This window comes from Paraburkholderia sp. FT54, from assembly GCF_031585635.1.
Classification (GTDB): Bacteria; Pseudomonadota; Gammaproteobacteria; order Burkholderiales; family Burkholderiaceae; genus Paraburkholderia.
On record NZ_CP134196.1, the window covers coordinates 1,449,160 to 1,470,513 of the forward strand.

At 63.8% G+C, this 21,354-nt stretch carries 21 protein-coding genes; 10 read left to right on the forward strand and 11 right to left on the reverse strand.

All coding sequences use genetic code 11. From position 1 onward, the window contains the following. Nucleotides 1–53 precede the first annotated feature (53 nt). The gene (locus RI103_RS26040; RefSeq protein ID WP_310818496.1) at nucleotides 54–1,043 is read right to left on the reverse strand and encodes a zinc-dependent alcohol dehydrogenase family protein; all 990 of its coding nucleotides are present in this window, start codon (nucleotides 1,041–1,043) and stop codon (nucleotides 54–56) included. A gap of 642 nt (nucleotides 1,044–1,685) precedes the next feature. Between RI103_RS26040 and RI103_RS26045 the strand changes: the two genes are divergently transcribed. Both RI103_RS26045 and RI103_RS26050 read left to right on the forward strand, forming a co-directional pair. Continuing rightward, a complete protein-coding gene (locus RI103_RS26045; RefSeq protein WP_310818497.1) occupies nucleotides 1,686–2,360 on the forward strand; it encodes a hypothetical protein in 675 nt (224 codons plus the stop codon). 40 nt (nucleotides 2,361–2,400) lie between these two features. After that, a complete protein-coding gene (locus RI103_RS26050; RefSeq protein ID WP_310818498.1) occupies nucleotides 2,401–3,465 on the forward strand; it encodes a GGDEF domain-containing protein in 1,065 nt (354 codons plus the stop codon). On the opposite strand, the gene RI103_RS26055 is transcribed toward RI103_RS26050, so the two are convergent. Beyond that, nucleotides 3,453–3,689 carry a DUF1289 domain-containing protein gene (locus RI103_RS26055; protein ID WP_310818576.1) on the reverse strand — a complete coding sequence of 79 codons (237 nt, stop codon included), beginning with the start codon at nucleotides 3,687–3,689 and terminating at the stop codon, nucleotides 3,453–3,455. The genes RI103_RS26050 and RI103_RS26055 overlap by 13 nt on opposite strands. Before the next feature lie 229 nt (nucleotides 3,690–3,918). On the opposite strand from RI103_RS26055, the gene RI103_RS26060 reads away from it, so the two are divergent. Next, nucleotides 3,919–4,773 (forward strand): phytochelatin synthase family protein, encoded by an 855-nt coding sequence (locus tag RI103_RS26060; protein ID WP_310818499.1) that lies wholly within the window; start codon nucleotides 3,919–3,921, stop codon nucleotides 4,771–4,773. Between the two features lie 107 nt (nucleotides 4,774–4,880). On the opposite strand, the gene RI103_RS26065 is transcribed toward RI103_RS26060, so the two are convergent. From RI103_RS26065 to RI103_RS26080, 4 genes are all read right to left on the reverse strand, one after another. After that, nucleotides 4,881–5,543 (reverse strand): glutathione S-transferase family protein, encoded by a 663-nt coding sequence (locus tag RI103_RS26065; RefSeq protein WP_310818500.1) that lies wholly within the window; start codon nucleotides 5,541–5,543, stop codon nucleotides 4,881–4,883. A gap of 110 nt (nucleotides 5,544–5,653) precedes the next feature. Beyond that, entirely contained in the window at nucleotides 5,654–6,043 is a 390-nt protein-coding gene (locus RI103_RS26070) for a VOC family protein (RefSeq protein ID WP_310818501.1), read from the reverse strand. A 188-nt stretch (nucleotides 6,044–6,231) separates the two neighbouring features. After that, a complete protein-coding gene (locus RI103_RS26075) occupies nucleotides 6,232–7,704 on the reverse strand; it encodes a sodium:solute symporter (RefSeq protein ID WP_310818502.1) in 1,473 nt (490 codons plus the stop codon). Further along, a complete protein-coding gene (locus RI103_RS26080) occupies nucleotides 7,701–7,916 on the reverse strand; it encodes a DUF3311 domain-containing protein (protein ID WP_132377278.1) in 216 nt (71 codons plus the stop codon). Before RI103_RS26080 ends, RI103_RS26075 begins: the two co-directional genes overlap by 4 nt. Before the next feature lie 362 nt (nucleotides 7,917–8,278). On the opposite strand from RI103_RS26080, the gene RI103_RS26085 reads away from it, so the two are divergent. Beyond that, on the forward strand, nucleotides 8,279–8,956 hold the full coding sequence (locus RI103_RS26085) for a MarC family protein (protein WP_310818577.1): 678 nt from the start codon (nucleotides 8,279–8,281) through the stop codon (nucleotides 8,954–8,956). 22 nt (nucleotides 8,957–8,978) lie between these two features. Then, a complete protein-coding gene (locus RI103_RS26090) occupies nucleotides 8,979–9,812 on the forward strand; it encodes a class II glutamine amidotransferase (protein ID WP_310818503.1) in 834 nt (277 codons plus the stop codon). Between the two features lie 9 nt (nucleotides 9,813–9,821). Here RI103_RS26090 and RI103_RS26095 read toward each other — a convergent pair whose 3' ends face one another. Further along, nucleotides 9,822–11,570 (reverse strand): cobaltochelatase CobT-related protein, encoded by a 1,749-nt coding sequence (locus RI103_RS26095; protein ID WP_310818578.1) that lies wholly within the window; start codon nucleotides 11,568–11,570, stop codon nucleotides 9,822–9,824. Nucleotides 11,571–11,575: 5 nt separating this feature from the next. Continuing rightward, nucleotides 11,576–12,805, reverse strand: a complete 1,230-nt coding sequence (locus RI103_RS26100; protein ID WP_310818504.1) for an AAA family ATPase — start codon at nucleotides 12,803–12,805, stop codon at nucleotides 11,576–11,578. A 297-nt stretch (nucleotides 12,806–13,102) separates the two neighbouring features. On the opposite strand from RI103_RS26100, the gene RI103_RS26105 reads away from it, so the two are divergent. Next, nucleotides 13,103–14,209 (forward strand): porin, encoded by a 1,107-nt coding sequence (locus RI103_RS26105; protein ID WP_310818505.1) that lies wholly within the window; start codon nucleotides 13,103–13,105, stop codon nucleotides 14,207–14,209. A gap of 110 nt (nucleotides 14,210–14,319) precedes the next feature. On the opposite strand, the gene RI103_RS26110 is transcribed toward RI103_RS26105, so the two are convergent. Both RI103_RS26110 and RI103_RS26115 read right to left on the reverse strand, forming a co-directional pair. Next, nucleotides 14,320–16,680 carry an FdhF/YdeP family oxidoreductase gene (locus RI103_RS26110; RefSeq protein WP_310818506.1) on the reverse strand — a complete coding sequence of 787 codons (2,361 nt, stop codon included), beginning with the start codon at nucleotides 16,678–16,680 and terminating at the stop codon, nucleotides 14,320–14,322. A gap of 148 nt (nucleotides 16,681–16,828) precedes the next feature. Further along, on the reverse strand, nucleotides 16,829–17,032 hold the full coding sequence (locus RI103_RS26115; protein WP_310818507.1) for a hypothetical protein: 204 nt from the start codon (nucleotides 17,030–17,032) through the stop codon (nucleotides 16,829–16,831). A 187-nt stretch (nucleotides 17,033–17,219) separates the two neighbouring features. Here RI103_RS26115 and RI103_RS26120 point away from each other — a divergent pair, with 187 nt between their 5' ends. Then, complete coding sequence (locus RI103_RS26120; RefSeq protein ID WP_310818508.1) at nucleotides 17,220–17,465, forward strand: DUF6723 family protein; 246 nt, start codon at nucleotides 17,220–17,222, stop codon at nucleotides 17,463–17,465. Between the two features lie 47 nt (nucleotides 17,466–17,512). On the opposite strand, the gene RI103_RS26125 is transcribed toward RI103_RS26120, so the two are convergent. After that, on the reverse strand, nucleotides 17,513–17,749 hold the full coding sequence (locus tag RI103_RS26125; protein ID WP_310818509.1) for a hypothetical protein: 237 nt from the start codon (nucleotides 17,747–17,749) through the stop codon (nucleotides 17,513–17,515). 156 nt (nucleotides 17,750–17,905) lie between these two features. On the opposite strand from RI103_RS26125, the gene RI103_RS26130 reads away from it, so the two are divergent. The 3 genes from RI103_RS26130 (at nucleotide 17,906) to tkt (ending at nucleotide 21,322) form a co-directional block, all read left to right on the forward strand. Further along, nucleotides 17,906–18,166: a hypothetical protein gene (locus RI103_RS26130; protein WP_310818510.1), complete on the forward strand. Its 261-nt coding sequence runs from the start codon at nucleotides 17,906–17,908 to the stop codon at nucleotides 18,164–18,166. A gap of 265 nt (nucleotides 18,167–18,431) precedes the next feature. After that, a complete protein-coding gene (locus RI103_RS26135) occupies nucleotides 18,432–18,977 on the forward strand; it encodes a cupin domain-containing protein (protein ID WP_310818511.1) in 546 nt (181 codons plus the stop codon). 260 nt (nucleotides 18,978–19,237) lie between these two features. After that, the gene (gene tkt / locus RI103_RS26140) at nucleotides 19,238–21,322 is read left to right on the forward strand and encodes a transketolase (protein ID WP_310818512.1); all 2,085 of its coding nucleotides are present in this window, start codon (nucleotides 19,238–19,240) and stop codon (nucleotides 21,320–21,322) included. Nucleotides 21,323–21,354 lie beyond the last annotated feature (32 nt).

Below are 21,354 nucleotides of genomic sequence, written 5' to 3' on the forward strand. Positions count from 1 at the left end.
ATAGGCGCGTCGTAGGGGCACCGCTACAAACCGCCCGAATCCGCCAGGCCCGCCTAGACCGTCACGACAATCTTGCCGAACTGGCCGTTCTTCTCCAGATAGCGGTGCGCCTCGACCATGTCGTCGAATTTGAAGGTGCGGTCGATCACCGGCTTGAGCGCGCCGCTCTCGAAACCTTTGAGCACGTACTCCACCGCCGCCTTCCGGCGCACGGCATCGCCGCTTGTCAGCCAGATGTTGTGGGCCTTCACGGTGAGCACCTTGGCGATCATGTCGAGCAATGGCAGTGTCGTGACGTCTTCGCTCAGGGCGCCGTAGATGTAGGCGATGCCCTGAAACGACAGCGCCGCGAGCAGCTTCGAGAAGCTCGGACCGCCGACCGGATCGAACGCCACGCGCGCGCCTTTGCCCTCCGTGATGCGCATGACTTGCGCCACCAGATCGGTTTCTTCGGTGGCGATCACGTGCGCGGCGCCGGCCGCGAGTAGTTGTTCGCGTTTCGCCGAAGTGCGCGTGAGCGCAATCGACGTTGCGCCGGCGTAGTTGGCGATCTGGATGGCCGCGAGCCCGACGCTGCTCGACGCGGCGGGCACGATGACGAAATCGCCCTTGGTCACTTGCGCGTCTTCCACCAGCGCGCCATAGGCCGTCACGAACATCATCCAGACCGATGCCCCCTCGGCGAAAGAGAGCGACTCGGGATGCTTCACGACGGCATGGTCCGGCGCAACGATGACTTCGCCATATGTGAAGTACTGGTTCATCGAGAAGGACGGCATCACGTCGACCTTGTCGCCGGGCGCGATGCCCGTGACGTCGGCGCCGACCGCATCGACGACGCCCGCGGCTTCGTAGCCGAGGCCCGCCGGAAACCGAACGGGCTCGATGTACGCGTCGCGGCGCCACATCGACTCCGCGCGGTTCAGGCCGATCGCTTCGACCTTGATGCGAACTTCGCGCGGGCCGGGTGCCGCCACTGGCGTCTCGATGAATTCGAGCACTTCGGGGCCACCGGCTTTTGCAAACATGATGGTGCGTGACATGACAGTCTCCGGGCTCGGTAAGCAGGTTTGCGGCAAGCCAGGCGAGGGCGCCGGGCTCGGGCAGTTTCAGCCATTCGTTCAGCGGCTTCTACAGTACGCGAATACGCCGGAAAAATCCGAGTAGTGGTGGAGCGCCTTCGCGATGTGGCTGAAGGCGGCCGCCGGATCGCTGTCGAAGATGCCGCCCCATCGGCGGCCATCAGGAACGGCACTTGCGTTTAAAGCGCATTCCTCGAAACGTCAAAAGCCTGCTGTGCTCGGGCGTGGTTGTTGCATGATTGGCAAGCCACCCGTAGCCGCCACCCGCAGCCGCTTGCCCGATGCCTCCTGCGCGGCTTGCCCAGACGCTCCTGCGAAGCGCTTCAGGCACATAGCGCGTGGCTACACACGGCGCGAAACGTTTTACGTGTTTCTTCCGCGCAAAACTGCCTCGCAAAGAGAGCGTTTAAAGCGCAGCATTGCGGGGTGGTTTTCGTGCGATGAGCGGGTTACATTTCTTCGAGCGGCTTTGCATCGACCTGCAAAATCGTGTGAATAAAGTCGGCCGCCAGGTCAGACGTAAGGATTCCGGAGAGTATTGTGATGTACCACGATATCGACTCACGAACATCGGCCCTCGATGGCCCCGATGCCGACGGACAAATGAACGGTCTGTCAAATTCCGCCACGCCGCCACGATTTGGCCGCCTCGCCATGTGCGTGGCGGCGGCCAGCGCGCTCGTCATCGGCGTGATGGGCACGGTGGCGTATGGCGTCTGGTTCAATCACGATCAGCAGGCGTACGCTGAAGCCATGGCTGGCGCACGGCGAGCGCTCGGCAACGGCGCATCGGCGGGCGCGGCTGTAATGGCGAAATCCGCGAGCGTGACAGCGTTGTCGGCGGCGGCCGTGCTGGCGAAGACGCCACAGCCGTCGCCGGCAGTGGCGACGAGCAGCGCGACGGTGGCGGCATCGGCAGCCGTCGCGGATCCGGAAGCGGGCGGACGGTTCGCGTCCTGGACCGGCCAGGTCAAGGCGCCGACGGCGCATGCTGACGTCGTTGCGGATGCGGCACCCCGCGCGCCCGCATCCGCATCCGCCGCGACGCCCGCCGCCGCTCCTCGCCGTCCGGCAAGCGCAACCACTGCGCCGACGCAGCAGCTCGCCGCATCGCGTCCGGGCAGAGATGGCCGCGCCACGTCTCAGGAGCGCCGCGCCGCTCCCGAAAGCGCGAAGCACAAAGACAATCTGTTCGCCCGCATGGGGCTCTTCTTTCGTCGTGTGAGCTATCGGCAACATGGCAACACAAATCGGCAAGACATCTACTCCCATCCGTGAGCGGCGCCGTGCCGGGCGCGCCGCTTCAAAGGGCGTTTTCATGAGCCGCTTCAGACGGGCTCCCGCCGTGCTGGCCGGCGCGTCATTGCTTTGCCTGCTGGTCGGCCTGCTCTATCTCGCCTTGCAGATCAGAACGATCTTCTCCGATCAGTTGAAGCAGGAATACGCCGGGCTGGTGCTCGAAGCGGCGGAGCGAGCGGAAAGTGCTCGCGCGATGGTCGCTGTGTGGCAGCAACGCTCCGCCGACAGTCAAACGCAAATGCAGGGTTACCGCCACGCACGCGTCGAACTCGCCGATCGTCTGAAGTCGCTCGCGGCATTGGTCAATGCCAGTCCGTCCGCTGCGCCTCAGGTGCCCGCGTCGGCGTTGACACCCGACGCGAGCCTGAACGGAGCCGATGCATTGCTTGCCACGGTCCCGCCGTATTGGCGCGCCCAGCGCGATGCCGATGGTGCCGACGTGCGCCTGCGGGTTGCCCATGTCGCGAACGTCCTGATCGCGCTTGCCGCGCTGCTGTTCTGCATGTTGCTCACCGCGCTCGGCATGTACGCGAAACGTAATCGTCAACTCGCGGGCGAGTCGCACGAGTTCGAGTACGCGGCGTTGCACGATCCGATGACCGGCTTGCCGAACCGGCGCAAGCTGTTCGCCGCGCTGGACGAGGCGGCAGCGAATCTGCAAGCCACTTCGGCGCCTCGCAAGATCGCTGTGCTGTATGTGGATCTGGACGGCTTCAAGCAGGTCAACGACACGCTCGGTCACCGCGTCGGCGACGAATTCCTGATTGCGGTGTCGCACTCGTTTCGCGAGTCGGTGCGCAAAGGGGATGTTGTCGCGCGCATTGGCGGCGACGAATTCGCGGTGCTGATTCGAGAATATTCGACTGGGGACAAATTGGCCGAGATCGCTCAGCGGCTCATCGCGTGCGTTGTCGAGACCGACGAGCAGATGGGTATCGGCATGGTGCGCGCGAGCATCGGCATTGCGAGCTATCCCGATCTCGTCAGCGATTACCAGCGCCTCGTGGCCGCGGCGGACGACGCGATGTATCGCGTCAAGCGCGGCGGCAAGAACGGTTACGCGTTTACGTCTCAGGCTGACTGAGCGGTGCGCTCAGGCGTTTGCGTCTCTGCTGTCGCTTGCATCGCTTGCGTTTGCGTTTTCAGCATCACTTCCCGGTCTGGCCGTTCATGGATGACTGCTCGACGCAGGTCATCGCTCATCGTCTTCCACGCGCGAATTTCGTCGCGCGTGCGCAGACAGCCAAGGCAGACACCTGTTTTGCCGTCGAGTTTGCAAATGTCGATGCAGGGTGACTGGATTGTCATGTTCAGATCAGCGCTTGCGTGGGCTTGAGTTCGACGGTGATTGGCGAGAGTCGGTTGAAAAATGCTGCGGCGTTGTAGGTGAGAAGCACGCGTCGCGGGGCGAAGCTCGTGCACCGTCGCGCACGCTGAACTTTGTTTCGTGTTACAAAATCAAGGCTCGCCGGCGCGTGCCGATTTATGCAACGACACAGCCGCAGTCATTCCGGGTTCATCCACAGCGGAAAGATCCATGTCCAGAGATTCGTTGATGCGCGCCGCACGGCGCTTGAGCCAGCCTGAGTGGATCGTCGCCGTCGTGGCCGCGGCGCTGACCGCCTGTGCGCCGATGCCGCCGGCCACCAGCCAGGCCGCAGGTCAGCCCGCTGTTATTCAGCCCGCTGTTCAGCCCACCAGCCGGGCCGACGCGCAAGCCACCGCACGCCCGGCCGACGGCCCGCTGCCAGTGCCGCCGAACCTCGTCGCGTTGGCGCAGCCGGCCGGCCAGAAGCGGCTGACGAGCGCCGCGTCCAACCAGTCGTACTGGCCGCTCTCACAGTATTTCGAAACCCAGCGCAACGAAGCCTACTGCTCCGTCGCGACCTCGGTCATGGCGCTCAACGCATTGGGCATCCGCCGGCCGCAGTCGTCCCAGTACCCCGACTTCCCGTTTTTTTCGCAGGAAGATTTCTTTCATGGCATCGATCCACAGGTGGCCAACGCCGCGCGGGTCTCGCAAGAGGGCATGACGCTCGATCAGCTCAGCAGCGCACTGAATGCCTTTCCGGTCGATGTCAGGAAATACCACGCGGCGGACCTGTCGCTCGGCCAGTTTCGCGATCTCGTGCGCGCGACCACGGGCCACGACGATCGCTTCGTGCTGTTGAATTTCAGGCGGGTGGAAATCGGCGAGACGGGAGGCGGACACTGGTCGCCGCTCGCCGCCTACGACTCGGCGAGCGACAGCGCGTTGCTGCTCGACGTGGCGCGCTACAAATATCCGGCCGTGTGGGTGCCGGTCGCGCAGTTGTACGCGGGTGCGCTGGCGGTGGATAGCGTGAGCGGAATTTCACGCGGCATCGTGATCATCGGCAAGCGGCCGAACTGACGCCTGCATGGCGAGGCGGCCGCGACACGCAATCGCACGACGAGAGGCGGCATACGCGAGTGCGGCTGCAGCGAACGGGCGCCTGCACGAACTTGATCGAACGCGCGTCAATCGTCCGGGTTACGCCATTCGGTCAGTCCTTCGCGCGCATTCAATTCGATGAATGACGGCCGCGCACGTAGCTTTTGAATATAGCGGGCAAGATTCGGCCAGCCGAGCGCGGAGCGCGGCATGTTGCGGGTCCAGCGCATCAACATGACGGCCAGGAAGTCGGCGGTGCTGAGCCTGTCGCCGATCAGATAGTCATGGCTTTCGCCGAGATGGGCATCGAGCTTGTCCCACGCTCCTTCGAGCCGACGGCACGCGAGCGCGCGAACCGCTTCGGCGCCGGCAGGGTCGCCGTCGGAGTCCGCATAGAACCAGTCGCGCATGGCGGGCAGAATCGTGTTGGCGAGATAGACCATCATTTCGAACCACGCGGCGCGATCGACGGAGTTCGGCTCGGGGGCGAGCGCGGCATCGGGATGCCGCTCGGCCAGCAGCATCAGCAGCGCGGCCGATTCGTGGCGCGCCGCGCCGTCGACCATCAGCGTGGGGACGCGTCCCGAAGGATTGAGCCGCAGATACGCCGGGTCGTGCTGCCGCCCCGCGTCGATGTCGATCAATCGGGCGTCGAACGCGACGCCCAGTTCTATCAGCATCCAGTGCACGGCCATGCTCGCCGCGCCGGGTGAATAGTAAAGCACGTAAGGGGTGGAATCGCTGTGCATAGGGTTGATGTCCAGTTTCGATCCGGCGGACAGTCTACCGCCGTTTCCGGTGCATGCCCATGCGCAAACGCGAAGGGAGCGCGGCGAGGGCGATGGTCAGAGCGCGCCGTCTATCCCCACGCCGCATTCTGCAAAACGATCCGATACCCGTCCGGATCTTCGAACGTTTTGCCCTGACGGTCCCAGTAAGGATTCTCCGATTCGCACGCCGTCACGCCGAGCGCTTCGAGCCGTTCGACGGCCGCACTCCATGCATCGCGTTCGGGAAGATAAAGCACGAGAAGGTGCTCGGTGGTCGGCGCCCGGTCGACAGTCACGCCGTGTTGGTGGGTGAACTCGATGTGCCACGGGCAGTCCCGCCGCCCGACGATCACGCCGTCGAAGCCGTCGTGATTCTCGAAGCGTGCCAGGACTTCGAAACCCAATCCCCGAGTATAGAAATCGGCGACCTTGTGCAGATCGTTAGTAGGACGGGCGACTCGGAGAACGGGCGGCTGCATCGGCAACTCCACGACACGTTGAGATGCCGCATAGCATAGCGCGCCGCGGCAACGTGCCCGTCATGAAACGTTTTCTCATTCGTGTGCGGATTTGACTTTCGATCCCAGCCGCTGACGCGGCGCATAAAAAAGGGCTGCCACCGAAGCGGCAACCCCTTCATCCACTTCCCAAAAGAAGAAAGCCCGAGTTAATTCACCGACGCTTGCGTCTGCTCGACCGGCCGCGGCTGCGTCACCGCGCTCACCGCCGCGAAGACGATGATATTCACCGCCAGCGCGAGGAAGCCGATATTGATGTCCTTCAGCGCATCGGGCAGGAACGGCATCAGCTGACCGATGCTCAGGTGCATGGTGGTCGTCACCGCCACCACCGCCACGCCGGCCAGAATCCCGCAAAATGCGCCTTGTTTGGTCGCGCGGTTATTCGGACGCAGGCTGCAGATCACGGCCGGGAAAAGCTGGGTCACGAAGCTGTAACCCATCAGCAGCAACGCCACGATGGTTTCACCGCCTTGCAGCGTGAAGCCGACCGCGACCAGCGCCACCACCGGCACGAGAATACGCGCGAGCTTCGCCACCGTGGCGTCCGACGCGTTGCGGCTCACCATGCCGCGATACACGTCGTTGGCGAGCAGCGTCGACGCGGAGGTCAGGATCATCGAGCCCGGCACCAGCGCGGTCAGGATGCCGGCCGCACCGATCACGCCGACGAACCATGGGTCGAAGGTCTGCAACGACAGGCGGAACAGCGACAGATCGATATCGCCGCCCTTCAGACCCGGCACCTTCAGCGTCGCCGCGAAGCCCACGAAGAACACGAACAGCAGAATCAGCTGGTACAGCGGCAGCACCATCGCATTGCGGCGGAAAATGCGTTCGTCCTTCGCGGTGAAAATCGAACCGAAGGTGTGCGGCCACATGAAGAAGCCCAACGCCGTCAGCAGCACGGTCGACTGGAACCACGTCACGCTCGAGCCCTTGGCCGGGAAAGTCAGGAAGCCGGGGCGCGCGGCGTCGATCGCGCGGAACATGTCGCTGAAGCCGTTGTAGTAGTGCAGCGGCAGATAGATGCCGAGGAACAGCACGATCGCGAGAATCAGCAGATCCTTGACCACCGAATTCCACGCCGAGCCGCGCACGCCGGAGACGATCACATAGGCAGTCACGACACAGGCGCCGATCCACACGGCCGCCGTCGATGAAATCGCGCCGTACGAGGCCGTCGCCACGATGATGCCCAGCCCCTTTAGTTGCAGCACGAGGTAGGGAATCAGCGCGGCCACGCCGACCAGCGCGACGAGCGTGCCGAGCGCCGGGCTGTCGTATTTGCGCGTGAAGAAGTGCGGCTGCGAGACGAGGCGGTGATTCTTTGCATAACGCCAGATCGGCGGCAGCATCCAGTACGAAAGGATGTACGCGAGCGTGCCGTACGCCAGGATGTAGTAGACCGGCGCGCCCTTGCCATAAGCAAAGCCGCTGCCGCCGAGGAAGGTGAAGGTCGTGTAGATTTCACCTGCCATCAGCAGGAACACGAAGGCGGTGCCGAAGCTGCGTCCGCCCACGGTCCATTGCTCGAGACTCATGTCGTGGCCGCGCTTGGCGCGCACGCCCAGGTAAAGCGCAAACAGCGTAATCGCAGCAATGATGATGAGTGCGCTCATGAACTAGCCTCCTCGCCATCGGCGGCGAGCTGACGGTTGGACGGATCCAGACGGTAGACGATCGCCATGATGATCGAACTGAGCACCACCCACATGACGATCCAGGCCAGCACGAACGGCATGCCGAGCATCAGCGGCTCGACACGATTCACAAACGGAACACCGAGCAGAATGCCGATGAACGGCAGCGCGGCAAGTACACGAAGCAACATGGGGGCAGCTCCTCGAACCGGTAAGTACGTCTCGTTGAAAGTGCGGCTTCGCTGGGGACTGTATGCCGGATACTTTGGTCCCGTAAAGCAGGTCAAAAAAGTGTAGGCTTTCTGAAAGTTGCGGGCGCATCATGTACGGGGTCGGTTGCTGCGCTGCAAGGCGGTGCGCGCAGCGTGGCGCGCCGCGGGCGTGCCCTGTGGCGCCAGCTTTTTTACGGCTTGGGTTGGCGCGCCGCGATATCATCTCGCCACGCAATGCGGGCATCATCTGGATCGCCGGAGAGAGTCCGGTTTCATCAACATGGCGCGCATGCCGGGTGTGCAGTGGAGTGACCCGAACCGCCGCTCGACACGGAACGCATATGGTCGAAAGTCTGATCTCGGACATTCTGTTTGGCTTTACCGGGCTGATCAGCATCATCAACCCGATCGGCATTGCGTTCGTCTTCCTGGACCGGACCGCTTCATTGACCACGGAAGAGCGCACCGCGCTGGCCCGCAAAATCGCCATCAATGTGATGTGCGTGCTGCTGGTGGCGTTTTTCATCGGTACGCCGATCCTGCATTTCTTCGGCATCTCCATAGAGGCGTTGCGTATCGGCGGCGGGCTCGCCGTCGCCGTGGGCGGCTGGCAGATGCTCAACGCGCCCGACACGCAGCCGGCCGAGCAGCCGGCGGTCAAGCGGGTGGATGCGGACAATGCGATGTCGAAGGCGTTTTTTCCGTTCACCATTCCGCTGACCACCGGGCCGGGCTCGATTGCCACCGCCGTCGCGCTGACGGCGAACCGCACGCATAAGCTTTCCGAGTTTGTGATTTCGAGCATCGCGTCGGTGGTGATCTCGCTGGCGGTGGCTGTCACGGTTTACCTGGTCTACAGCCGCGCGGTGATTTTCGCCAGGTACCTCGGCGTGGAAGGCACCAAGGTCGCTATGCGTGTATCTTCCTTTCTGCTGCTGTGCATCGGCGTGCAGATCATGTTGACCGGCTTCTCCGAATTCCTGATTCCGATCGCCACGATGCAGCCGGTAGTCAAATAACCGCGCGACAGGAGAGAACCTCATGTGCCGTTGGCTCGCTTATACAGGCAACCCGATTCAACTCGAAACGGTGCTGTTCAATGCCAGACACTCGTTGATCGACCAGAGTCTGCATTCGCGGCTCGGCCAGACCACCACCAACGGCGACGGCTTCGGCATCGGCTGGTACGGCCATCCGACCGACATCCCGTTTCGCTACCGCTGCATCCAGCCGGCGTGGAGCGACCGCAATCTGCGTGAAGCCGCCCGCGCGATCCGCGCGCCGCTGTTCGTCGCGCACATCCGCGCGGCAACGGATACGCCGTCGCAGGAAACCAACTGTCATCCGTTCCGTTATGGCCGCTGGCTCTTCGCGCATAACGGCCTGATACGCAACTATCCGTCCGTGCGCCGCGATCTGATGGTGGCCATCGACCCCGAGCTGTTCCCGTCCATCGAAGGCTCGACCGACTCCGAGGTGATGTTTTTCCTCGCGCTCACCTTCGGCCTGGAGCTGGCGCCGGTCACCGCGCTCGAGCGGATGGTGGCCTTTGTCGAGGAAACCGCCCACAAGCATGGCGTGGATGAACCGCTGAACATGACCGTGTGCGCGACCGACGGCGAGCAGATCGTCGCGGTGCGCTATTCGAGCGAAGGGCAGTCGCGCTCGCTCTTTCACAGCAGCTCGTTTCGTCAGCTGCACGCGTTGTATCCCGACGATCCACGTATCGAGGCGGCCGGCGAGAATGCGTTTCTGGTGCTGTCCGAGCCGCTCGCGGATTTGCCGGGCTGGTGGCAAGAGATTCCCGAGAGCACGGCGGTGGTGGCGCGCGGCGGTGCAATCGAACAGTATCCGTTCAAGCCACAGTCGGCGTGAGTGCCGGCTTCAACGCGTGAGCAGCATCGAACTCAACACGGAGAACACCGTCGACGGCAGTTCGGCGAGTCGGCTGACCACCACGTTGTGCGGATAGAAGTCCTCCACGGCGTCGGTCAGCACGCCGATCCCCACCAGCTCGATGCCGCGTTTGCCGATGGCCGCGACGCGCTCGCGCAGATCGCGGCGTAAAACCTGCGGATCGCCGTCGCCGGTCGATGGATAGCCGTCGGAGAACATCATCAGGATGCGCCGTTCGGCCTGATGGTCGGCAAGGCGCGTGGCGGCCCAGGCGAGTGCCTCGCCGTCCGGATTTTCGTGACCGCAGTCGATCGCGGCGATCCCGCTCAGGTCCGTCGCACCAAAGCGCTTGTAGACCTTCAGATCGAGCCGTTCGACGAAGCGGTTATAGCGCCGCAGATCCGCGCCGGCGGCGAGTTGCCGCTCGTAGAGCTGCTTCATGGACGCCGATTCGACCGAACAATAACCGAGCACTTCGCAATCGAACGACAGCTGCGTCAGCGCATCGCACAAGGCGGCCGCGCATTGCCGTGCGAGTTCGATCTTGCGGCCGGCCATCGAGCCGCTGCGGTCGATCAGCAGCGTCACGGCCACATCGCGTCCCTTGGCGGGCCGCTGCGTGCGAAACGGCGTGCGATAGCCGGGCGAGGTCGCGAGCTTCGCCAGCGCGGTGCGATCGATCTCGCCGCGCTCCTGCTCGCGACGCCAGCGGGTGCGCTCGTCGGCGCTCAGCGCGCGTTCGAGCTTTTCCTTCAGCGGCGCGGTGTCCGCGCGAGCCTGGGCCCGCAGTTCCCGCCAGGCAACGCTATCGCCCTGGCCTGTGAGATCGCGGATGTCGTCGAATTCGGTGGCGAGCGGAATCGACAGCGCCGCTTTCAATGTTTCCGTATTTGCATGGCCAGCTTCGCTTTCGGCGGAATGCGCGGACGGCTGCTGCGCGTCCGCCAGCGATCGACCCATGCCGACCGCGTCATCCGCCTGCGCGCCACCGCTTCGATCGGACGGCGGCGAATTCGCGCTGTCCTGATCGGGCAAGACGCTGTCATCGTCGTCGAGCGGCGCGGACGATGCCGCGGCCGTGTCCGTATCGATGTCCTCGAGCGGATCCGCGGTGAACGCCATGCTGTTCGCCTCGCCAGCCGATAGCGCCCGCACGCGCGCCACGAGCGCTTGCGCCGCCGCGATGCTCTGCGCGGTCGAGCGGCTCGCGCGCGCTTCGTGCAGCACATCCTGCGCGGCATGCAAGGCGGCGAGCAGCGAATGGCTCGCTTCGGTCCGGGTGGGCGGTTCATCCCACAGCGAGCGTTCGACCAGCCAGACCAGCCGGTCGCGCCAGTGCAGCTTCGGCCAGCGCTGCCGCACACGCTCGGCCGCATGCAGGCGCAGCTTGCCGATGAACCAGCGCGCGCCCGGATATTCGTCGAGCAATTGGCCGCACACGCGGCGGTCTTCGATCACTTGCGCGAGATTCGCGGCGACGCCCGAGGGCAGCGCGTCGAGTTGCGCGAGCGACGCATGCTTGGCGCGCGCGACCAGCAGATCCAGATAGCCGATCAGCACATCGCGCTCGACCTCGCCGTTCAACTCATAGTCGGGAATCACGATGCGGCCGGGCTCGACGCGCGGGCCGTCCGGACTGAACGCGACCGTCACGCCGTATTGCCCGGTCAGCACGCGGGCGACCTTGCTGAGCGTGGATTCGAAGGCGAAGCCGCGGGTGTCGCGCGTTGCGTGCATCGCGCTCACGCTTCAGGAGCCGGCGCGATGTGATGGCGCACGATGCCGCGAATCAACGCGGCGTCTTCCGGGCTCACCTTCGCGTAGATGGCCGGACCGGCGGCGCGCTCGGGATCGCCCGTGCGCAGCATCAACTCGGCCCAGTCGAGCAGGCGCCGCGTCGAGAACGCGCTCGAGAGGTCTTCGCGAGCGAACGCCGCGCGGCAATCGGCGGCGATCGCGGCGAGCGTGGTGGCGAGCGCGCGCGTCATGTGCGGGGCGAGGGTAGCGATCAGCACGTCGGCTTCCTCAGCGGGCGTCAGATAGTCGAGCAGATACACGCGCCAGCGATCCAGAAACGCCTCGTTCATCAGATTGGCGCCCTGATACAGATGCCGGAACTGACTCATCGCGCCCACCGCATTCGCCGTGGCGAACAGCCGGAAGGCCGGATGCGGCGCGACGATCTCGTTGCCTTTCTCCTTCAGCACGAGGCGGCCGTGCGGTTCGAGCACGGCGGTGAGGGCGGCGAGAATCGACGGTTCGGCAAAATCGATTTCGTCGACGATCAGCCAGAGCCCTTCGCGCATGGCCGTGGGCAGCACGCCGTCCACCCAGATCGTCTCGCCGCCCTTGACGGTCCAGAAGCCCACGAAGTCGCCGACGGTGGTCTGCCCGTTCATGTTCGAGCGCAGCACGCCATGACGCGAACGCGCCGCGACCTGTTCGATCAGGCTGGTCTTGCCGGCGCCGGTGTGACCGATCAGCATCACGCGCCGGTTCTCGACGATGTCCTCGACAATGTCGTTAAAGCGCTCGGAGAACAGGTAGGCCGGGTTGATGCGCGGCACGAGCGGATTGTCGAAGCCGCAAGGCACGTTCACATGACCGATGCGCACGGTCTCGCCCGTGCCTTCCAGGCGCCGGTGTTTCGCGGCCAAAGCCCGCGACGCGGCCCGCTGCAATTCGGGCATGAAGGCGACGCGGCCGGCTGCGGACTGCTCGCTCGCGGCGTCGTCCGTATCGATCGCGAAGCCTTCGCGGCGCCATTTTTTCAGCTTCGCCCGCAGATTTTCCGCGTCGACCACGAGATCGATGTCGACAGCGCCAGGTCCGCCGCCGTTGTCGACGCCATGTTCGAGGCGATAGTTTTCCGGCCGGTCGGCCACGCTCACGCGCCACCATTCCGCGCCGCTTTCCGTTGCGCGCTGGTAAAGGCCAAGGTTTTCGTCTTCGGTCAGTTCGGGCGCGTTCATGGCAGAGGTTGAATAGTCAATAACGAATCATGCATTGCAATTTGGCTGAGGCCGAATGAGCGACTATCTTATCTTGAGCGGCTTTCGATCTTCCCATTCCATTTGCAACCGGGCCTTGTCGCGCGTATGCCGGCAAATAGTTACTGCGTCAAACGAACAGGTTCGTGAAGCACGTAACGCCTATAGTTCGACGGACCCAGCGCTGTAGTTTTACAAACGTCTTTGTCGCAGATCGTGCTTTGAAGCATCCGCAGTCGTCTTTGCCCTATATCGCGACACAAAATTGACGGCAAAACAATGAGACAACATACAAAATTAATAGCGGCTCTCGCAGTGGCCAGTCCGCTGGCATACGGTCAAACAAGCGTGAGCTTATATGGCCGCCTCGACGCCGGCCTGGAATATCTGAATCACATCAACAATGGCGCGGGTGGCAGTTCGACTCGCTGGAGCGCTGAAGGCGGCGACTGGGGCACCAGCATGCTTGGCTTCAAGGGCAACGAAGAGCTGGGCGGCGGCCTGAATGCGATCTTCAACCTCGAAACCGGTTTGCAGGTCATGAACGGCACGACGAGCGGCGGGCGGCTCTGGTCGCGGCGCGCGTTCGTCGGGTTGAAGAGCGGGCAGTGGGGCACGTTGCAAGCCGGCCGTAATCTGTTTATCGACAGCGACGGCGTGTGGGAATTCGATCCGTTCGTGCAGCAGGCGTTTTCGTCGGCCTCGCTCGTGCGTGGACGCAACTGGCAGCAAACCAGCAACAACGTCGAGTATCACAGCCCGGTGTTCTGGGGCTTCGACGTGCAGGCGCAATATGCATTCGGCAATCAGGCGGGCGCCTTCAACAGCGGCGCGGCCGGCGAATTCGGCCGTTCGGACGGCATCATGCTGACCTATCACTCGCAACTCTTCGACGTGCGTGGCATCTACGACGAACTGCGCGACATGAATGGCCGCTTCAGCAACATCTTTCAGGCGTCGCGCGAATATTTCGTGGGCGCCAATGTGCATTTCGACGCGGTGAAGATTCAGGGCGCCTACACGCATTACTCGGCGCCTGATTCGCCGGTCGGCGTCGCCGACTCTGCCGATCACTACTGGCTCGGCGCCACCTACAACTTCATGCCGGCCTGGGCCATGACGGCGGGCGGCTTCTACGTGAAGGTCGGCGACGGCTCGGGCGATGCCGCGCACGATCCGTCCGGTCACGCGATGATGTACGTGCTCGGCACGACCTACAACCTGTCGAAGCGCACCTTCCTGTACGGCACCGTGGGCTACGTGCGCAACGGCAGCAACTCGAATTTCTCGCTCGAAGCGTCACCGCGCGATGCGGTGGGCAATACGAGTCCGCTGGTCGGCGAATCGCAGACCGGCGCTTATGTCGGGATGCTGCATCAGTTCTGACGCGGGCGCGGGCATCGGCGGCTTGTGTCGGGCACCACGGCACGCCTGCTAATTTCGCGGCATTCAAAGAAGGGCGCCCCGGTACACGCCGGCGCGTGCGTTCAGCATGCTCACGCCGCTAAATCCTCGACCGCCGCCGATCTGCGCAGCCGCACCGGGATCGACTTCGACGCCGGCACCTGACTCGACTCCGCGTGATGCGCGAGCGGAATCAAGCGGTTGCATTCCGGGTAGTAGCCCATGATGCAGCCAGGCGGAATGTCGAACGCGTGGACATGCATGCCGTCGATTTCGCGCGTCACGTCATCGTTCGAGACGGTGGAGATGCACACCGCGTCGCCCTCCGCAAAGCCGCGCCTCGTCATGTCGTCCTGATGCATGAGCAGCACGTTGCGGCTGCCGTGCACGCCGCGAAAGCGGTCATCGAGACCGTAGACCGTGGTGTTGAACTGGCTGTCGCCGCGCGCTGTCATCAGGCGCATCACGTCGGGGCCGAGCGAAGGCATGTCCGCGTCTTCGTCGAGCGTATCGGGCACGATGAAATTCGCCTTGCCACTTTCCGTGTTCCATTTGCGCTCGCAGGCCGCCAGTGGCCGGTGAAACCCGCCAGGTTGCCTGAAGCGCTGGTTGAAGTCCTTGAACTGATCCGGATAGGTGCGTTCGATTGCGTCGCGCACCAGCGAGTAATCGTCCACCCACGCATCCCAGGCGATCTTCGGATCGCGCGGCAGCAGCGCCTTCGCAATGCCCGCGACGATGGCGGGCTCCGACAACAGCATGTTGCCGGCCGGCTCGGCGAGTCCGTGCGAGCCGTGCACGCAGGCCGTGCTGTCCTCCACGCTGACCCATTGCTCGCCGCTCGCCTGGCGGTCGATCTCGATGCGTCCGAGGCATGGCAGCAGATAGGCGACCTCGCCGTGCAGCAGATGGCTGCGGTTGAGTTTGGTGGCGATCTGCACCGTGAGCCGCAGCCGCTGCCACGCGGGGTCCATCACATGATGATCGGGAATCGCCACCTGAAAATTGCCGCCCAGGCCGATGAAGGCTTTGACCTTGCCGTCGAGCACGCCACGGCAGGCTTCGACCGTGGTCATGCCTTTGTCGCGCGGCGGCTCGAAGCCATAGAGTTGCTTCAGCTTGTCGAGCGGCGCGAGTTCAGGCTTTTCCGTAATGCCGACCGTGCGCTGCCCCTGCACGTTCGAGTGTCCGCGAATCGGGCAGATGCCCGCGCCCGGCCGGCCGATATTGCCGCGCAGAAGCAGCAGGTTCGACAGCATCTGCACATTGTGCACGCCGCTGCGATGCTGCGTGATGCCCATGCCGTACAACACCATCGCGGCATTCGCTTTCGCGTACACATGTGCCGCGCTTTCAAGAGCCGCGCGGCTGAGCTGCGCGTGCTGTTCGATTTCTTCCCATGAGGTGGCGCGCATGGCGTCGGCGAAGGTGTCGAAGCCGTGGGTATGTTCAGCGATGAACGCCGCGTCGAGCACACGTGGCGTGCCGTTGCGTTGCGCGTCGTCGTCCCATTCGATCAGCAGCTTGCAGAGCCCGGCAATCGCCGCCGCGTCGCCGCCGATTTTCACCTGATGGTATTGCGTGCTGATCCGCGTGTCGGCCGGGGTGAGCATGTCGAGCGGCGACTGCGGGTTCGCGAACGTGACCAGTCCGCGCTCCTTGAGTGGATTGAAGGTGATGATTTCCACGCCGCGCTTGCGCGCATCCTGCAACTGATGCAGCATGCGCGGCGCGTTGGTGCCGGTGTTGTGGCCGAAGAACAGCATGCAGTCGGTATGCGCGAAGTCTTCGAGCTGCACGGTCCCAACCGGCACGCCGATCGATTTCGGCAAGCCGACCGAGGTGCTCTCGTGGCACATGTTCGAACTGTCGGGCAGGTTGTTGGTGCCGTACAGGCGAGCGAGCAGCGCATACATGTACGACGTTTCCAGCGACGCCCGGCCCGATGCGTAGAACACCGCTTCATTCGGATCGAGCGCTTGCAGTTCGCTGGCGATTTCGCCGAACGCATGTTCCCAGGTGGTCTGCACGTAGCGATCGGTGACCGGATCCCAGCGCATCGGCGCGGTCAGCCGACCGCGCGATTCGAGCTCGAAACCGCTCCATGAGCGCAATTCGCTGAGGGTATGCCCGGCGAAGAAGTCGGCATCGACGCGTTTGCTGGTGATTTCCCACGCGGTCGCCTTCGCGCCGTTTTCGCAGAACTCGAAGAGGTGCGGGTCCGCGGGTTTGGCCCATGAGCAGCTCACACAGGCGAAGCCATCAGGCTTGTTCTGCTGCGCGAGGATACGGCTGCCGTTCAACGCGACATGTTCCTGCACGAGGATCGTCGCCACCGCTTTCACCGAGCCCCAGCCGCCGGCCGCGTTGCGGTACGGCTTGATGGGTGCGCTGTCGGGTGTGTCATTTCGTGCGTTGTCGGGCGCTGCTTCGACGATGTGATCCGTGCTCATGGTGACTCCTGGGCGGGTTGCCAGTCGCTGCGCGCCGGCTTGCCCAACGAGTCCGCAATTACCGGACCAGTGGATTAATTTGCGCTTACAACGATTCCGCACGAACTACGCCGTGCGAGGCCGCTGTGGACGATCGCCTTGGAGCGCATCACGCGGCGCTGACCGGCGGCGGCCTGGCAGGCGGATCGCCGTCAGGCGCGCGATCGGGATCGTTTGGCGGCACGTCGTCGGGTGGGGGCGACGGATCGGGATCGCTGGTCGGAGCCGGCGAGTCTGGGTCCACCTCGGGTGGCATCGGCGTATGCAGATGCAGACCCGGCATGCAACACGTGCTCGTCGTCGTAGTCATCATGGTCTCCATGAGGTGCCTGTCTGTCATCCGCAACCGGCATGCCACTGGCTCCATTAGTCAGGATGCGGGTCCATGTCATGTGGGAACAGCTATTGCTCGACCACGGCATATGGGCAGCGCCACAGCGGCGGTACGCCCCGTGATAGCTGGACATGACGCACTGAAGTGCAGGGATGAGGGAAGACAAATGGCGCGACACAAGGCCGACGTTGCTGACGATGACTTCGAGATTTACGCCAGCTATCACGGAACAGGCGACGGCCGCTACGTAGGTGGACTGAAGGTTGTCAGAAAAGCGGACAGGAGAATCCTGTTTCCATTCGATGGCGCGCCCGAAATCGGGCCATACGCGACCGCCGACGAGGCGCGCCGCGCCGCGATCGACTATGGCCGGGAGATCGTGGCCGCGGATCGCGCGACCCCTGAGAGGTGACGGGTGGCGGCGCGTCCGCACTGCCTGTAAATGTAAAACGGACCTTCTTATGGCATTCCGCCGAGCGATGGCGAAATCGTACTGCCCCGGCTCGGGTCGTCGGGATGTTCGTCAGGCACCGTTGGCCGCGCCGACAGCGGCGGATAGGTACGGTAGCAACTGTCAATGGAGGCATCGCCGAGGCAACGCTGGAATGCGTCCGCGTCGTTCTTTTGCGCGAACGTGTACAGCGTTCGTTCGACCTGCACTTCGGTATCGGATAAGCGAATCGTCGTCATCGTCATGAGGTTCTCCTTTTTACAAATGTTGGTCCAGACCTCCGTCTCATGCGCCGCAACGGCCGTGCCCAGCTTACTGTTCACGTGCTGTCCGCGCTATTGACGGAGAGGGACCGGATGTTGCTGCATCGAAGACATATCCGACACCACGAGGAGGGCGACATGCAGGACGGCAAACCACAAGACAAACTCGACGCGCCAACCACCGAGGAGGTGAAACAGCGCAACAAGCCAAGCGGCGCGCAGTATATCGAACCCAGCCCGCTCGGTATCGAGCCCGTCGAACAGACCGGCGTGGACCAGGCGACGAATCCGCCACGCTCGAACGACCGCCCGGCGCAAACCGCCGAAGTGCCGCTCGGCACCGGCTCGCATGCCGAGCCGCCCGGAGGTGGCGGACGTGAGTCGCAGCGCAAGGATTGATGCGGCGCGTGCGGGCTCCTACGCGCACCAGGCTTTGGCGCCCGGTGCCAGGCAAGCAGCAATACGCAAGCGGGCAATACTTCATATGTTTGCAAAATTCGTCCACCGTCACGGCATCGCACATAGAAATGCTCAGAAGGAAGCACGCGCGAAAGCAGGCGCGCTTTATGCGGCGCTGAAAAGATCGCCCGTGCCGGCTCGCACGCTCTCGTCAACGCCGGTTTCAGGGGAGCACCGCGCTCTTCAGGACGCAAAGGAGCAAACCATGTACAACGATTCAAAGCATGGATTCGACGCCGCCAAGACCGAGTACGAGGCCTTCATGCTCGAGCCCCACGATTGGGTGCCGAACAACCGCAAACTGCCGGTCGTGATTTACAGACGCGCGCTCATGCCGGATAGCGGCGACCTCGCGGCTGCATTCGAAATCCTCTTCGAACGCAACGCATGGCCGCCGCAATGGCGCGACGGCATCTTCGACTACCATCATTTTCACGCCACCGCCCACGAGATACTGGGCGTGACGGACGGCTCGGCGCAGGTGATCGTCGGCGGTCCGGGCGGCAAGGTCGTGACGCTATCCGTCGGCGACGCGATCCTGCTGCCGGCTGGCACCGGCCACTGCCTGCAATCTTTCGCGCGGCATTTCCGCGTCGTGGCCGGCTATCCGGAGGGCCAGCAGTGGGACATCCGCCGCGAGGCGCTCACGCCGGACGAGCTGGCGGCGATGGATGCGTTGCCCTTCCCGCCGCTGGATCCGATCGACGGCAAACATGGGCCGCTGGTCGAGCATTGGCTGCACGCGGCCTGATGCGGGCGCGCGCAGTTTCTTCGCGCGTATTCACGGTCGATTCGAACGGGCTCGCATCGCAAGCCCTCTGAAAGATTCGCTTCCCGCAGCGAAGCCGCCCCATGCCGCGTGTAACGCTCCGTGCAGATTTGCGCGCATCGGCGCATCATCGTTGAGCCTCGCAGCGGTTCCTCATGCGTTCTTCCACGTCACACGGTTCGCCGGGTGCGCCATGCGGTGCGTCCCGGCCAGCTCTTTAACCGCCGAACAAGGAGTGTCCCATGCAAAACGATCCCGCCCTCGATCAGCTGTGCATCAACACGATTCGCACGCTGTCGATGGACGCTGTGCAAAAGGCCAATTCCGGTCACCCCGGCACGCCGATGGCACTGGCACCCGTTGCCTATCATCTGTGGCAACACCATCTTCGCTACGATCCGGACGAGCCGTTGTGGCCGAACCGCGATCGCTTCGTGCTCTCGGTGGGGCACGCGTCGATGCTGCTGTATTCGCTGCTGCATCTGGCCAGCGTGAAAGCGGTCGACGACGACGGCAAGCCGACCGACAGACCCGCCGTGTCGCTCGACGACATAGAGCATTTCCGCCAGATCGGCAGCAAGACGCCGGGACACCCCGAGTACCGCATGACCACCGGCGTCGAGACGACCACCGGCCCGCTCGGCCAGGGCCTCGGCAACAGCGTCGGCATGGCGATGGCGGGGCGCTGGTACGAGAGCCGCTTCAACAAGCCGGATGCGCCCCTCTTCGACCATCGCGTCTACGCGCTATGCGGCGACGGCGACATGATGGAAGGCATCTCGCACGAAGCGGCTTCGCTCGCCGGGCATCTGAAGCTGTCGAATCTGATCTGGATCTACGACAGCAACCGCGTCACGATCGAGGGCCACACGGACCTCGCGTATAGCGACGACGTGGAAAGCCGTTTTCGCGGCTACAACTGGCACACGCTGCATGTGAACGATGCCAACGACGCCGCCGCGCTCGAAGCCGCTCTCGTCGAGGCGAAAAGCATCACCGACAGGCCGACGCTGATCGTGGTGCACAGCATCATCGGCTGGGGCTCGCCGCACAAGCAGGACACCTCGGCGGCGCATGGCGAAGCGCTCGGTGTCGAAGAAGTGGCGCTGACCAAGAAGGCGTACGGCTGGCCCGAGGATAAATTCTTCTACGTGCCGGACGGCGTGCACGAGCGCTTTGCTGCGGGTATCGGCGCGCGCGGCAAGGCGGCGCGTGAGGAATGGCAGGCCAGGTACGACGCGTACAACAAGAAGTACCCGGACCTCGCGCGTGAATTCGCGCAGATGGAGGCGCACGAATTGCCAGCGGGCTGGGACAGCGACATTCCCACGTTCGACGCGGACCCGAAGGGCATTGCCACACGCGAATCGTCGGGCAAGGTGCTCAATGCGATTGCCGCGCGCATTCCGTGGATGATCGGCGGTGCTGCCGACCTCTCGCCGTCCACCAAAACCAATCTGAAATTCGAGGGTGCGGGCAGCTTCGAGCACGATGACTACGGCGGCTGCAATCTGCACTTCGGCATTCGCGAACACGCCATGGGTGCCGCGGTGAACGGCCTCGCGCTGTCGAACCTGCGGCCGTTCGGCTCCACGTTCCTGATTTTCAGCGACTACATGAAGCCGCCGATCCGCCTCTCGGCGATCATGGAAGTGCCGTCCATCTTCGTGTTCACGCATGATTCGATCGGCGTGGGCGAAGACGGTCCGACTCATCAGCCGATCGAGCAGTTGGCCTCGCTACGCGGCGTGCCGGGGCTGACCGTGCTGCGTCCGGGCGACGCCAACGAAGTGTCCGAGGCCTGGCGTGTGGCGCTATCGGATCCGCGGCGGCCGTCGTGCATCGTCGTGTCGCGTCAGGCGTTGCCGACGTTGGACCGTAGCCGCTATGCCGCCGCCAGCGGCACGCGGAAGGGCGCCTATGTGCTCGCCGATGCCGCCGACGGACAGGAGTCACAAGTGATCCTGATAGCGACGGGCAGCGAACTCTCGCTGTGCGTCGACGTGTACGAGAAGCTCAAGGCGGAGGGGATTGCTGCACGCGTGGTGTCGATGCCGTCGTGGGATATCTTCGAGCGCCAGGACGAGGCGTACCAGGATTCGGTGTTGCCGCCGGACGTCGACGCGCGTGTCGCCGTCGAACAGGCTGCTTCGCTCGGCTGGGACCGGTATGTGGGCCGTCTCGGCGCGCAGGTCGTGATGCATACGTTCGGCGCGTCCGCGCCGCTCGCCGATCTGAAGAAGAAGTTCGGCTTCACGCCGGAGCATGTGTACGAAGCGGCGAAGCAGCAGATCGAAAGAGTGAAGTCGAAACGCAGCCAGGAGTAGCGCGCAGACGGGTGCGCACATGAAAAAACCGG